The sequence below is a fragment of the Proteiniphilum sp. X52 genome (assembly GCF_003712195.1).
Taxonomy (GTDB): domain Bacteria; phylum Bacteroidota; class Bacteroidia; order Bacteroidales; family Dysgonomonadaceae; genus Proteiniphilum.
The window spans coordinates 104458-119711 of sequence record NZ_RDSD01000001.1; the positions used below are offsets into that span (position 1 = coordinate 104458).

The following is a 15254-nucleotide window of genomic DNA, read 5'->3' on the forward strand; positions in this document are numbered from 1 at the left end:
TGCATATACCATACCGGCAAGAGAAAGGAATTTAATAGTATGAAACTCAAATTTATATCTCTTTCTTTATGTCTGTTTTATGCTTTCTTTGCATGGACCGATAATACTATCATCATAGAGCAATACTCTACGGAAAAAGGATTGGCTCATGAAACAGTGAATTGTATATTAAAATCCCCCGATGGGTTTTTATGGATCGGTACCTGGTATGGTTTGTGCAGTTTCGATGGAAAAGAATTCAAAACCTATAACAGCAGCCATAAATTTCAGGCAGATGTGCCGCCACGCAAAATCCAGCATATCATTGAAGATAAATACGGGAATCTGTGGCTGAAAACAACCGATCATAAATTATATATCTTTGATAAGAAAAAGGAACGATTCCATGCCATATTCAATCGCTTGTCCAGTGAGTTCTCGGTGAATACACAAATCATTAAGATGACAGAAACAGAAGAAGGGGACTTCCTTTTGCTGACCAAAGACAAGGATCTGCTGTTGGCTATACCTTCCGAAGATATTTTTGTTGACATATTGTTGCAGTATAAATCGGATAACAGAACCGGAGATTCGAAACTAAAAAAGAACATTCTCTATGAAAGTGCCGACTATATTAATTGGATAGGAATGGATTTTTCGATCTTATCCTGTAAAAAGGGGGATGAACTACGAAAAAAAACGGTGAAGTATATTTCGGAAAAACTTTCCCCATTATCTGACGGCTATTATTATACATGTGCTTTTGAGCAGGATGATAGACTATGGTTGGGGAACAGGACGGGAGAGATTATTTGCGTATACCTATCGGATGGAGATATTGATATAAACAAGACGTTGTCAGGTGTAGGAGAGATCCGGAATATAATTCCGGGTGTTGACTCCGTACTGTATGCAGCAGTAAAAGATAAAGGGATATACAGGCTGAACCCGAAAACCAATGAATCGAAAATGCTTATCCCTACGAAATTAAACATTGTCGACTCATTCCGTGACGATAGTGGAATGATGTGGTTTGTGACGGACAGCAATAGTGTCATCGCATTTGATCCCGGAAATGAGAGTACAAGCATTTTTGAATTTCACGGACAGCAACAAATAAACGAAACACTGAACTGGCAGGATGGACAGGAACTGGGCATGTTTTTCCTTGCAACATCGGGAACTGTTTATCAGATTGACAGAAAAAGCATGAAGTGTGCCCCATTGAACGGTATTTCTGATCAGGGTGACGATATAAGCAATAAGACCTCCAACCTGTTATTTGATGACAACGGTATTTTATGGCTTACTTCTTATGAGAATGGAGTTTTCAAAATAAGTTTTCCGGAAAAACAGTTCAATCTGTTCAATCCGTTTTCTGCTTCTAACATAGCTTATTTTGTTTCAGAAAGAGATATAATGCCGGTGAAAACGCTCTTTCGGACCAAAAACGGCGATATATGGATAGGAAACCGGTTATCGGAAGTTTTCTGTTTTAGTAGTGATGGTGTGCTGAAGCATACTTTTTCCTCTTCCAATTATAATATCGGGAATGTGTATCACATTATGGAAGACCGGCAAGGTACGCTGTGGTTCTCAACAAAGGGAAAAGGGCTTGTAAGTGCTATACGGGATGAAAAGAATCCCCTCGGATATCAATTTAAAAGATACCTGCACGATGCGGATATTGCCAATTCTATCAGTAGTAATGATGTCTATTATACATATCAGGACGGTAAGGGGCGAATATGGGTCGCCACTTTTGGCGGTGGTTTAAACCTGATGCAGGAGGAGCAGGGTTTTATTTTGTTTAAACATAAATACAATTCTTTTTCCAACTATCCGGAATATGGGCAGTATATGGAAGTACGGGCAATTACAGAAGGCAAAAACGGTAGAATATGGGTAGGTACAAGTGACGGATTGATGTCCTTCGATGGAAATTTCACCTTGTCTAAAAATATTGCATTCGAAACGTACAGAAATGATTTGAATATAAGTAATGATATTTATAATCTGTATAAAGACAAAAACGGTACCTTATGGCTAAGTGTCTTTGGTGTGGGATTAAATAGGTTAGTGAAGTATGACGAAGAGAAAAAGAAACCTCTGTTTGAATCTTTTGGTATTAAAGACGGAATTAACAGCGACGTCATTTTGTCGATAGTGGAAGATGACCACAACAATTTATGGCTTTCAACGGAAAAAGGAATTTCCCGCTTTGATCCCCACACCAAAACTTTTCGTAACTATGGTAAATATGACGGATTAGCCGACTTTTCGATGGAAGAAACAAGCGCTCTTAAACTGGTTGACGGTACCATATGGTTTGGGAGCAGAGAAGGTATCCTGCAATTTAAGCCGGAAGATATAAGTGACTATCACGTGACTTATCCCACTTATATCATAGACATGAAGGTCTCAAATAGGAATTATGATGAGTGGAGTACCGATAGCATATCGATTAAATATTTGGATGAAGTGGAGTTGAAGCATAACCAATCCATGTTCTCCATTGAATTTGCCGCGCTTAACTATCATATTCAAAATCATGTGTGTTATAAATATATTCTGGATGGATATGAGAAAGAATGGCATATTACCGACAAAAACAGGATCGCCTCGTATACAAATGTACCGCCCGGAAGATATTTGTTCAGAGTACATACTGTTGATGAAACGAATCCTTCACTATTCTCGGAAAGAACGCTCCAGATAAGGATACTTCCGCCCTGGTGGAAATCAACATGGGCATATGTTATTTATATCATTCTTTTGCTCTTCTTTTTATATTTCTTGCTCAGATTTATAGCGCTGATGATTAAAATGAAGAACGATGTCTATATCGAACAGAAAGTCTCTGAACTTAAAATAAAATTCTTCACCAACGTATCGCATGAACTGCGCACTCCGCTCACTTTGATCAAAGGGCCCATCCAGGAATTGAAAGAGAACGAGAACCTTTCAGAGAAGGGGGCTAAGTATATAACTCTTATGGAGAAAAACACCAATCATATGTTGGGATTGGTCAATCAAATCCTGGATTTCCGTAAAATTCAAAATAAAAAAATGCGGCTGCATATTTCTCCAGTTCGTTTGAATACACTTATTGAATCGTTTTACAATGAATTTTCCCTGCTCTCCATGGAAACAAACATCAGCTATGATTATCACTTATTGGGTGATAATATTGTGGTATGGGTAGACAAGGAGAAACTGGAGACAGTGATACGCAATATTATTTCCAATGCGTTTAAGTTTACTCCTTCCGGTGGAAGTGTTTTGATTACAGGTGGTTGTGATGAACAGAACAACACCTGTTTTGTACGTATTGAGGATAATGGTATTGGTATTCCGAAAAACAAACTGGATGAAATATTCGAACGTTTTACCCAAAACAGCTCTTATTATCAGGGCACAGGGATCGGATTAGCGTTGTCGAAAGAGCTCATCACACTGCATCATGGTCGTATAGAAGTTGAAAGTGCTCAGAATGAGGGGTCTGCATTTACTGTAGTGTTGCCGTTGGGAAAAGAGCATTTCAAAGAATCAGAAGTGGAGTTTTATATGAGTGATATTATTGAAACAGATTCCGCTTTACACACCAATGGATTTCCGGTTTCGGCAGTCGTACATGAATATATGGATGACAGATCCGATTTGCCCAATATCCTTATTGTGGAAGATAACAAATCGTTGTGTGATTTTCTGAAGCTTCAGCTGGAAGACTCATTCAATGTACACGTTGCGTATGACGGAGAAGAAGGATTGAAGAAGGTTCACCTTCATTATCCCGATATCGTTATCACGGATCAAATGATGCCCAATGTCAGTGGATTGGAATTGTTGGGACATATCAGGAATGATTTTCAAATAAGTCATATTCCCGTAATTATTCTTACTGCGAAAGACGACGATGAAACCCAAATCAAATCCATGCATTCAGGTGCAAATGCATATATTACCAAACCGTTCAGTAAAAAATATTTGCTTGCCCGTATCGATCAACTATTGAATGATCGGAAAATTTTCAGGGAAAAGTTATGGAATATGGACGAGAATGCATTGCCGTCGAGCAACAGCTATGGGGAATACCTGATCAAAAAAGACGTGGAGTTTCTGAAAGATATTAACCGGATAATTGAAGATAATTTGGAGAATAGCGATTTCAATATCGATACTATTGCCTCCAGTCTGAATATAAGTCGATCCGCCTTTTTCAAGAAACTGAAAAGTATTACGGGACTGGCTCCTGTGGATCTTGTAAAAGAGACCAGACTAAGGAAAGCCGTTGAGTTGATTAAGGGAACAGACCTGTCGGTATCTGAGATCGCTTTTACTGTCGGATTCAAAGATCCCGGTTATTTCGGAAAATGTTTCAAGAAAAAATACAATCTTTCTCCCCGTGATTACCTGAATGAATACAGGTATAGTAAAGTTTGATTACAAAATAGGCTCCTGTTCGTCTATAAATAAAATAATCGTATATGGTATTGCGAAAATTCAATTTTCGGATAATGGTATTTTATGCAGCATTCTTCTTTACAATACCGCTGCTTTTTGCTCAAAACTACTCGTTAGCCGTAGAAGAAGGTAAAATTATATACAACGAAGACCATTTGGGGAATAGGGTGCTGGATTTTTCTTATTGCGGGTATAAAAATTCAAATGAAGATATTCCTTATATAGACAATACGGTTTTTGTGGCGCATCAAATCGGAGATGCCTCCCAAATAATCCAACGGGCCATAAAGTATGTAGAGAGTCTCCCGCTAAATGACGATGGATTCAGAGGGACTGTTTTGCTGGATAGAGGTGTTTTTACTCTTAACGAACCGTTAACGATTACCCAATCGGGAGTTGTGCTGAGAGGAACCGGGAAAAACGAAACTGTGCTGCGAAAAGCTGGGATTGACCGTAATGCTTTTGTCCGGATTGAGGGTACAAATAACATACAATACACAGATACATTTACCATTTCTTCGGAGTATATTCCGGTAAATTCCCGTGTGATAGCTCTGCAAACGGTTTCAGGTCTAAACAAAGGGGATGGGATAATGGTATTCCGGCCCTCGTCCACAGAATGGATTTCCAAACTTGGATGCGATCATTTTGGTGGTGGTATCACCGCTTTGGGATGGAAGGCGGGCGATATAGACATAATGTGGGATCGAAATATTAGGGAAGTAAATGATGGTGCCATTGAAATAGATGCTCCGCTCAGTATGACACTTGACTCCAAAGAGGCAGTGTCTGAAATATATACTTATCAATGGCCGGGGCGGATAACGAATAGCGGGATAGAAAATATACAACTTGAATCGGAATACGATAAAAATTATCCAAAGGATGAAGACCATTGCTGGACGGCTATATCGATAGAAAATGCCCGGGATTGCTGGGTAAGAAAGATCGTTTTTAAGCATTTCGCAGGAAGCGCCGTCATACTTCAACCCTCCGGTTCACGGATAACCGTGGAAGACTGTATCTCTTTGCAACCTGTTTCTGAAATAGGGGGGATGAGGAGAAACACATTCCTGACCATGGGTCAGTTGAATCTTTTTCAGCGTTGCTATTCCGAAGAGGGTATTCATGACTTTGCCGCCGGGTACTGTGCACCCGGGCCCAATGCATTCGTACAATGCGCGACAAAAGATTCAAAAGGATATAGTGGTGCAATTGATAGTTGGGCATGTGGTCTGCTATTCGATATTGTCGATATCGACGGAAATAACCTGGTATTTAAGAATCTCGGACAGCATAAAAACGGAGCAGGGTGGGGTACGGCCAATAGCCTGTTTTGGCAGTCTACAGCAGCGGAAATAGAGTGTTATTCCCCCGATCCGGAGAATAAAAACAGGGCATACGGGTGTTGGGCCCAATTTTCGGGTGATGGGGAATGGTACGGATCGAATAATCATTTGCGGCCGAGAAGTATATTTTACGCTCAATTATCAGAACGATTGAATGTAAATATCGATGAGAGAGCGAGAATCTTACCGATAAATACAAGCGCTACAAGTAGTCCAACGGTCGAACAGGCGATGGAAATGGCACAGGAAGCATATAATCCCAGACTGACCTTGCAAAAGTGGATTGAAGATAATCTCTGTATGGATACTGCCGGAAGCAGTACTCTTTTATCCGTTAGTGAGTTGGATGAATCGGATAATTCTGAGAACAAGCAGTTTATACGTTCCATTGAAATTGTAGATGGCAAGATCAGTATGGATAAGCGTCTGTTGACCGGTGGAAAACAGGATGTGCCTTGGTGGAGCGGAAAATTGAGGACCGGTAATATCCAAAATTCAAAACCGCATATAACCCGGTTTGTACCGGGAAGAGAAGGCTGGGGATTGACCGACAGAATTGATTCTGTGATAGCTTTTATGGCCGGGAATAACCTGGTGGTTCTGGATCATAATTACGGATTATGGTATGATCGGAGACGGGACGATCATCAGCGGGTAAGAAGGAAAGATGGTGACGTCTGGGGACCATTTTACGAACAACCTTTCGCCAGAAGCGGAACAGGAACTGCCTGGGACGGATTGTCCAGATATGATTTATCGAAACCGAATGAATGGTACTGGTCGAGGCTTAAAGAGTTTGCCGACAAAGCTTCGGATAAAGGGATCCTGTTATTCCACGAAAATTATTTTCAGCATAATATACTCGAAGCGGGCGCGCATTGGGTGGATTCTCCCTGGCGGACAGCGAACAATATAAATTCTACCGGATTTCCCGAACCTGTACCGTTCGCCGGAGATAAGCGAATATTTATTGCCGATATGTTCTATGATACCGATAATCCTGTGAGAAAGGAGTTGCATAGGGAATACATCCGTCAGTGCCTTAATTCTTTCGCAGACAATACCAATGTAATACAGTTGATAAGCGCGGAATTTACCGGTCCGCTCCATTTTGTACAGTTTTGGATAGACGAAATTGCCGCCTGGGAACAGGAAACGGAAAAAAATGCCATAGTGGCCCTGAGTACGACCAAAGATGTGCAGGATGCAATATTGAACGACCCTGTCAGATCGGAAGTTGTTGATATTATTGATATCAGGTATTGGCATTACAAAGATAACGGGGATCTGTATGCACCGGAAGGGGGCAAAAATATGGCGCCGCGCCAGTTTGCGAGACAGATGAAAGTCGGTAAAATTACTTTTGAGGATGTCTATAAAGCCGTGAAAGAGTATCGTGAAAAATATCCGCAGAAAGCAGTTACCTATTATTCCCGGAAATACCCGGAAATGGCATGGGCCATTTTTATGGCCGGCGGTTCCTTGTCGCAACTGCCGGTAATACAGGATGCATCATTTTTTAAAGATGCTTTGTTGATGGATGCCAAGGTGACCCCTGACTATTATAAACTTGAAAAATCCGGTATAGGAGCAATCATTTATTCTCGAAATAACCTGGAAAATACCCCTGTGCAGCTTTCTTCCGGGGTATACCAGTTAAAAAATGTTGACACAAAAACGGGTAATGTAGCCATTGTAGACAGTGAAATAGTTGTAAAAGAAACATACACTTTCAACCCCTCTCACGATAAAGAGCAGGTATATTGGTTTAAGCGGATTGGTAATTAAGGTATTAATAATCTCTTGTGTTGTAAATAGATCGAATTGTGTAATTATTTGATTTAGAATCGTTTTAAGGTGTTAGCCTTAAGAAAACACTCTCTTGGAGATTCTTTTTTCTGCGGAAAATGTGTTATAGGACATGTTTGTCAATTTTTTCCAGTATAATACCAGAAAACACCAATTGTCGGGATAAATATGCTGTACGTTTGTCAAAAATAAATAAAAGATAAAACGTATTTTACTATGATTACTCAAATTCCGAATACCGCAGAAAAAATAATGGAAGGAAATCCGATGGAATTTCTTAATCTGAAAGATGTGGATACCTTTACTTATTTGTATGATGTCTATGCCGATTCTCTTTTCAATTATGGATGTAAATTGACCAGTGATCATGAAATGTTGAAAGATTGTATCCATGATGTGTTCATCAAAATATATAATAAACGCTATGAATTGGATGAAGTATTTAATTTCAAATCGTATCTGTTTGTTTCGTTAAAAAATAAGATATTTGATGAATTAAAGAAGAAGACCCTGCTTGCCGAAAAACAGGTAGAAGAGTATCATCCTGTCGCCGCTGAGAACGTAGAGGCTGATTATATTATAAACGAAAAAGAGAGATTTTTTAATAAAAAAGTTACCACCCTGTTAAATCAGCTTTCCGTGCGACAAAAGGAAGCAATCACTCTCTACTATCTGGAAGAAAGAAAATATGAGGATATCTGCGTAATTATGGATATCAATTATCAATCATTGCGAAATTTAATTCATAGAGGGCTTACAAGATTACGGGTAATAGCGAATTGACCCGGAGTGTTCACCGGACCGATTTCTTGTAATCTTCCATAAACGCCTGTGCCATCCAATTGGCCAATGCCTGGCGATTGTTGCTTGAAAGGATACGCCGGCGGTCAAATTCGTTTTGGATATTTCCTGTTTCGACTAAAATGGACGGTGGTTTCAGATGGCGGAGCACATAGAGGTTGCGTTGTTCTACAAATCCTCCGAATCCTCTGCCGGGCTGATGCGTGTCATATTTTACGCGGAACAGGTCGCGCATGGTAGTCGCAAGTAATTTGGAATGCTTGTCGTCGGAATGGTAGAAAAAGACATCGATACGTTTTCCCTTGTTACGGCTGTCTACATGGATGTCGATGGCACGGATATATTTAAATTCCCCTTTGTCTCTCTGGTACAACTCGTTTACTTTGTCCACACGTTGTTTTAGCCGGTCGAGTTGATCCCTGGGAATTGGTTCACCCATGCATGTCTCATTAGAACTGTTGTCCAGGTACATTTCGTCTCGGATTCCGTCGTTTGGATCCTGAATAATCACGTATACTGTGGCGCTTTCCATCATCAAATTACGGGCAAGCCGTAAGGCCATGTCGTACGCATACTCGTCTTCATGCAACACCCTGTTGCCTATCTTGGCAATAGCCCCCGGGTCGGGCCCTCCGTGCCCGCTGATGATATAAAAACAAGCATCTTTCAACCGATCGGACTGCAGTGTGATCTCGCTTAGTTTTTTTCCAAAAATGGCGGGATCGGTTCCACCGCTTGCTATTTCTTTGGAAGGCGGGTACTCGTCCCCCGGATGGAGGGGTGGGATCAGGTAAACCGTACCCAATTCCAGTCCACCCTGGGCATTAAGCCTGTCCGCATTCAGTTCCATAAACTCCCGCACATACGAATCGTTGATCCTGTTCCACCGGCGCAGGAAAGAGAGCACCCCGTCACCCTCCACAGGGTAGGCCATGTCTTGTGCCGTTAACGAAAAGACTCCCACTAAGAATATCCATATAATACTGCCGCGAAAAAAATAAATCTTCATACACAAAACTCATCGTTTCACCCCGTGACCAAAAAATAACAACGAGAGGCGTAAAAATATTTTGTCCTGATTGCCGCCAAAAATAGTTATTTTATTTCTCTTTCCCTCTCATAGGAAGAACAGATAATACATTTTAACCTTTATTCGAAACTTCCTTCCTGTTTTATTACTACCTTTGCAGGCGACATAATGAGTGTGGACAGATTTGAACTGCTTGCAACCACAGAAAAAAATGCTAAAACGCTTTTCCGCATTTTCCTTTCTCTTCATTGCTTCGGTTCTTCTAATTTTTATCAGATTAAAGATGAATTATTTTTTTACCTCCGAATCGGTGTCGGAAGGGCACCCCGATAAAGTAGCCGATCAGATATCGGATGCTTTGCTTGATGAGTTTTTAGCATACGACCGTGATTCAAAAGTAGCGTGCGAAACCCTGGTGACAACCGGACAGGTTGTGTTGGCCGGCGAAGTAAAATCAAAAACATATGTCGATGTGGCCGAAGTGGCACGTGAAGTGATTGCCGGGATCGGTTATACCAAAAGCGAATATCGTTTCGAAGCGCTATCATGTGGCGTTTTTTCCAGTATACATGAACAGTCGGACGACATCAACCGGGGTGTGGATCAGAAGGCCGATCCCATGGATCAGGGGGCCGGCGACCAAGGGATGATGTTTGGGTATGCTACAGATGAGACGGAAAATTACATGCCTCTCTCTATCGACCTGAGCCATGCCTTATTGCAGGAACTGGCCAATATCAGGAAAAATGAGCCGGAGCTGATGCCTTACCTGCGTCCTGATGCCAAGTCGCAAGTGACGATTGAGTATAATGAAGAGGGAGTGCCCCAGCGCATTGATACCATTGTGATCTCAACGCAGCATGATGAATTTGAACAGCCGAGGGGCAATACGAAGGAGGCGGCGCTTGAAGCTGACAGAAGGATGCAATCACGGATAAGATCGGATGTGAAGTCAATCCTTATACCGAGGGTACAGGCGCAATACAGAAAGAGAAAAGATGTGCACAAACTGTTTGACGGGGATATTACTTATCATGTGAACCCCACAGGGAAATTTGTGATTGGCGGTCCGCATGGGGATACCGGATTGACAGGCCGGAAAATTATTGTGGATACATACGGAGGAAAAGCCCCCCATGGAGGAGGCGCTTTCTCGGGGAAGGATCCTTCAAAAGTGGACCGTTCGGCAGCCTATGCGGCACGGCATATCGCCAAGAACATGGTGGCGGCGGGTGTCGCCCAGGAGATGCTGATCCAGGTCTCTTACGCCATCGGCGTGGCTGAACCGATGAATATCTACGTCAATACCTTTGGAAAAAGCAATGTAAGTCTTTCAGACGCGGAGATCGCGAAAAAAATTGGAATGTTGTTCGATTTGCGTCCGAAGGCCATTGAACAGCGATTGAAACTGCGTAACCCGATTTACCGGGAAACAGCGTCGTATGGACATATGGGACGCGAGCCAAAAGTAGTGAAGAAGGTGTTCAATTCGCGGTATATGCCGGAGCCTGTGCGGCTTGAAGTGGAGCTGTTTACCTGGGAGAAACTGGATTATGTGGACAAGATCAAAAAGGAGTTTGGCCTGTAGAAGGAGTGGGATGATTATTTTAAACATGTCGGTTTCATATTGTTTTTTGCCCTTTTTCGCGCCTTTGAACTTTCATTTCCTTTAAGTGGCCCGTCACATATCAATCAATGAAAATCCAAATCCATCAAAAAATGGCTAAAAAACAATGGATGAAAAAATTCAAAAAAGCTTCTAAAAATATGGAAAACGGAAAAAAGGAAGTAGTGGTTTATTGCGCGTCCAGTGCGGAAATCGACCCGCTTTATTTTGATGCTGCTTCGAAATTGGGGGCGTTATTCGCGGAGAATGGCATCACCTGTGTCAATGGAGCCGGAAGACAAGGTCTGATGGGGGCTTTGAATGATGCCGTGCTGAAAAACGGCGGCAGGGTGAAAGGTATTATCCCGCAATTCATGGTCGATGCCGGTTGGGGACACGCCCACCTTACCGAAACAATTATCACCGAAACCATCCACGAGCGAAAGGCTGCCATGGTGAAATCGGCCGATGGGGTAATCGCTCTCCCCGGTGGAGTGGGGACGTTGGAAGAGTTGGCAGAAATCATCACCTGGAGACAGCTGGGTTTATACCAAAAACCGGTTATTGTTTTAAATATCAACAACTACTACCAGCCGTTGCTCTCGTTTTTGGAGAAGATGATCAGTGAAAAGTTCATGAAGGAGGTCTATCGGGAGTTGTGGCAGGTGGCGACCACTCCCCAAGAGGCTGTCGCTCTTATCGGGGCTATTCCCGACTGGAGTAATGATTATACTAAATACGACTAACCAATGACCGCATTGTGCTGGAAGGGATGATACTGGTTTCAGATACTATCCGCGACACTTTTCCTTATTATTTGGGGGCTGAAGTGGGGCAGGTTGTCCCGGAGTCATGGGCGATGACTTTCGGACAGTATGACCTTTTTCCCACTGACAGTACCCGGCTTTTCTTCAATTTTGAAGAGGGGACAACCCTCTCCGCACAGTTGTTACCGGGCGGAACCATGGGTGTGCCACTGCCTTTTTCTCCCTGGATACACTCTGTTTTTTTTCTCCTCTTTCTCTTTAGCTTTATGGTATTCGCTTTCATTTTTCGATGGGAAGGGACAGCATTGAAAAGTAATTTTAAGAGTGTGTTTTCCCCCGGAAAGCCTGTTTCATCCGTACATAAAAGCCAGGTAACCAAGACGGAGGCATGGGGGGAATTCTATCTGCTCCTTCAGACTATCCTGATTTTCTCCATTCTGATTTTTTCATGGCTGTGGAGCCAGGGATTTTCGCTTTTTTCCACCAAAACCCAGGTGCTGGGTTTTATTGGAATTTTTGTGAGCCTTGCCCTGTTGGTCTATCTGAAAATCACGGGTTACCGATTGATCGGCACTTTCTTTTTGCAGAACCAGATGAAGGGTTGGTCTGTTTTCTATTCCCGGATGATGGAGTTGCTCGGAATGGTGTTCTTTCTCCCGGTCGTTTTTTATGTTTATTTACACGAAGTTAGAAATATTATACTGATAGGCCTTATTGTGCTTTTTTTTATCAGTCGCCTGGTCATTTACATTGAGTTATTAAATATTTTTGTTAAAAATAAGATCGGCCCTTTCTATTTTTTTGTCTATCTTTGCGGCATTGAAATCGCACCTTATTTGCTATTGTATAAAGGGGTGCTTTTTGCCATAACTATTGCAGGAGATAACATTATATGAACGCGCGGAAAGTAAAGAAAATTCTCATATCGCAACCTAAACCGAGTAGCGAGAAATCGCCCTATTACGAAATAGCGGAAAAGTTTCATGTAGATACCCACTTCTACCCCTTGATTAAAGTGGAGAGGGTCTCGTTGAAAGAATTCCGTCAGCAACGCATCAATATATTGGATTTCACGGCGGTCATTTTCACAGCAAGAACGGCGGTCGATAAGTTTTTCTCGATTTGTGAAGAGATGAAGATTGTCATTCCTGAAACCATGAAATATTTTTGTATTTCGGAGACCGTTGCGCTCTATCTGCAGAAGTATATTGTCTATCGCAAACGGAAGATTTTTTTTAGTCAGACCGGCAAGATCGACGGATTAAATAACGCTTTTACCAAACATGGGAAAGAAAAATTTCTTTTTCCTGTTCCCGAAGAACATAATGATGAAGTGACCAATTTCCTTGATCAGAAGAAGATAAACTATACCAAGAGTGTGATGTATAGGACGGTAAGTAATGAATTCGATAAAGATGAGAAGTTCGATTACGATATGGTGATCTTCTTCAGTCCGTTGGGGATACAATCCTTATTGAAGAATTTCCCCGACTTTACACAGGGGGACATAGCCATAGGATGCTTTGGCAATGCTACGGCGAGAGCGGTGATAGATGCAGGTCTGAGACTCGATTGCGAAGCTCCGCAACCCGATTATCCTTCCATGGCTGCCGCGTTGGAAGCTTTCCTGAAAGAAAACCACAAACATTGGGCTTGATTTTTTTCTCGAATCTGTAACGATTGATTCCAAAAACAATTATCTTTGTCGATGTAATTGCTTTCGGAGGATTGCATATATTATATGGAACAACGCTTCAGGTTTACAAAGAAAGAGCGGGTAACAGGCCAAAAAAGAATTGAAGAACTCTTTGCGCGGGGGCGGTCTTTTTTGTCGTACCCCTTTCGGATAGTATATCTGGAGACGATGCAAAACAGGACGATACCGCTGTCGATACTTATTTCCATCCCCAAGAAGAGGATGAAGTCGGCAGTTGACCGTAATCGGATGAAGCGGCTCACGAGAGAGGCCTATCGGCTCAATAAGCATCTGTTTCTCTCCCGGGAAAGGGAGAAAGACAAACATTGGGATGTGGCATTTGTCTGTGTGGCAGATAAGCCCTGTGATTATGCTACTGTGGAGAAGGGGATGCGGAAAGCTATGAAAGAATTGAATTACCGGATTGAGGAAAGTAAACAGTGCTGAAAATAATCAAGAACGTGCTGACGTGGATCTTGCTTCTGCCGGTCTATTTCTACCGGGCTGTCATTTCTCCGCTTGCGCCGCCGAGTTGCCGTTATACGCCTACCTGTTCCCAATACACAATAGAGGCGCTTAAGAAACATGGACCTTTTAGGGGGTTCTATTTGTCTGTCAAGCGTGTTATCAGTTGTAACCCCTGGGGAGGATCCGGATATGATCCCGTGCCTGATCCCAAGCTGAAAAAGCGAAAGTCGAAAGCAGAGGTCAATTAAAATATGGAATTTTACGACGTACATACCCATCAAATCTTTATTGAGGATAGCGATGATCCTTATCACTCGTGTATCTTCGATGTCTATCCCCTTGAATTTGAAGTAGCCAAAGAATCCTATTCGCGTCACGCTTTTTCGTGCGGCATCCATCCCTGGTACTCGGAAGAGAGCGATAACCAGATGGCCTATCTGTCAGAAATTGCATCCAATCCCCGTATCATTGCTATAGGGGAAACGGGTCTGGATAGGTTAAAAGGGCCTTCATTCGACCTGCAGATACCTGTTTTTAAAAAGCATATCGAACTCTCTGAAAAATTGTCGAAGCCGGTAATCATTCATTGCGTAAAGGCGTGGGAAGAGCTGATACGGGTCAGAAGAGAGGTGAAGCCCACCCAGCCATGGATCATCCATGGTTACCGTAGCAAACCGGAACTTACCGAACAACTTGTCAGGGAAGGATTCCTTTTTTCCATAGGAGACAATATCAATGTGGATTCCATGCAACTGATTCCCCTCGACTCCCTATTCTGTGAGACGGATGAGGGAGAGATGCCCATTCGTCAGGTCTATCTGCAGACTTCCCGCGCCTTGAATATGAATATAGAGGAATTTGCAGAAAAGGTCGCCGGGAATGTGCGCCGCATATTTCCCACGCTTCAACCCCCTACACCTTATTATCCCGACGAAGAAGAAGCGGAGGACTGAAAACTTTGTGTTACCGGTTTGATTTCTAATGTTTTCCAGATAGAGATACGTTGTTTATTTATTTATAAATGTAGCCTTGTATGCTCCTTTAGACATAAATTATTTAAAATTGAATCCGGAATACTATTATTCTAAAATTGATTGTCCTACTTTGATGCTGTTTGCAGAAAAAGATATAAATATTGACATAAAAGGAAGTATTGAAAACTCAAAGAAAATAGTCAACACTCATAAAAAAACAAATTTTTCAATTGTTGTTATTCCCAATGTAGATCACAGCTTTAATGAACCAGAAAAAAGTTTTTTTTGAGGAGAACGAGAACGGTCAAACA

11 protein-coding genes are annotated in these 15254 nt (G+C 42.0%); 10 read left to right on the forward strand and 1 reads right to left on the reverse strand.

Translation table 11 applies throughout. From position 1 onward, the window contains the following. Positions 1 to 39 precede the first annotated feature (39 nt). From D7D25_RS00290 to D7D25_RS00300, 3 genes are all read left to right on the forward strand, one after another. Positions 40 to 4422: a hybrid sensor histidine kinase/response regulator transcription factor gene (locus tag D7D25_RS00290; protein WP_122966991.1), complete on the forward strand. Its 4383-nt coding sequence runs from the start codon at positions 40 to 42 to the stop codon at positions 4420 to 4422. A gap of 74 nt (positions 4423 to 4496) precedes the next feature. Further along, positions 4497 to 7580, forward strand: a complete 3084-nt coding sequence (locus D7D25_RS00295) for a DUF6298 domain-containing protein (protein ID WP_122967329.1) — start codon at positions 4497 to 4499, stop codon at positions 7578 to 7580. Between the two features lie 273 nt (positions 7581 to 7853). After that, positions 7854 to 8384 carry an RNA polymerase sigma factor gene (locus D7D25_RS00300; RefSeq protein ID WP_076932259.1) on the forward strand — a complete coding sequence of 177 codons (531 nt, stop codon included), beginning with the start codon at positions 7854 to 7856 and terminating at the stop codon, positions 8382 to 8384. A gap of 10 nt (positions 8385 to 8394) precedes the next feature. Here the strand turns inward: D7D25_RS00300 and D7D25_RS00305 are convergent, their stop codons facing one another. Then, positions 8395 to 9411 carry an N-acetylmuramoyl-L-alanine amidase gene (locus tag D7D25_RS00305; RefSeq protein WP_122966992.1) on the reverse strand — a complete coding sequence of 339 codons (1017 nt, stop codon included), beginning with the start codon at positions 9409 to 9411 and terminating at the stop codon, positions 8395 to 8397. Positions 9412 to 9715: 304 nt separating this feature from the next. On the opposite strand from D7D25_RS00305, the gene metK reads away from it, so the two are divergent. The 7 genes from metK to D7D25_RS00340 all read left to right on the forward strand — a co-directional run bounded on the left by metK (position 9716) and on the right by D7D25_RS00340 (position 14922). Next, positions 9716 to 11020, forward strand: coding sequence for a methionine adenosyltransferase (gene metK, locus D7D25_RS00310; protein WP_122967330.1), 1305 nt, complete (start codon positions 9716 to 9718; stop codon positions 11018 to 11020). 149 nt (positions 11021 to 11169) lie between these two features. After that, positions 11170 to 11784 carry a TIGR00730 family Rossman fold protein gene (locus D7D25_RS00315; protein ID WP_255417109.1) on the forward strand — a complete coding sequence of 205 codons (615 nt, stop codon included), beginning with the start codon at positions 11170 to 11172 and terminating at the stop codon, positions 11782 to 11784. A gap of 14 nt (positions 11785 to 11798) precedes the next feature. Continuing rightward, complete coding sequence (locus D7D25_RS00320) at positions 11799 to 12701, forward strand: DUF4271 domain-containing protein (protein WP_148038813.1); 903 nt, start codon at positions 11799 to 11801, stop codon at positions 12699 to 12701. Beyond that, positions 12698 to 13462, forward strand: a complete 765-nt coding sequence (locus tag D7D25_RS00325; RefSeq protein WP_122966994.1) for a uroporphyrinogen-III synthase — start codon at positions 12698 to 12700, stop codon at positions 13460 to 13462. Before D7D25_RS00320 ends, D7D25_RS00325 begins: the two co-directional genes overlap by 4 nt. Positions 13463 to 13546: 84 nt before the next feature. After that, on the forward strand, positions 13547 to 13948 hold the full coding sequence (gene rnpA, locus D7D25_RS00330) for a ribonuclease P protein component (protein WP_148038814.1): 402 nt from the start codon (positions 13547 to 13549) through the stop codon (positions 13946 to 13948). Positions 13949 to 13953: 5 nt separating this feature from the next. Further along, entirely contained in the window at positions 13954 to 14217 is a 264-nt protein-coding gene (gene yidD / locus D7D25_RS00335) for a membrane protein insertion efficiency factor YidD (protein ID WP_122967332.1), read from the forward strand. 3 nt (positions 14218 to 14220) lie between these two features. After that, positions 14221 to 14922, forward strand: coding sequence for a TatD family hydrolase (locus D7D25_RS00340; protein ID WP_122966996.1), 702 nt, complete (start codon positions 14221 to 14223; stop codon positions 14920 to 14922). Positions 14923 to 15254: the final 332 nt, after the last annotated feature.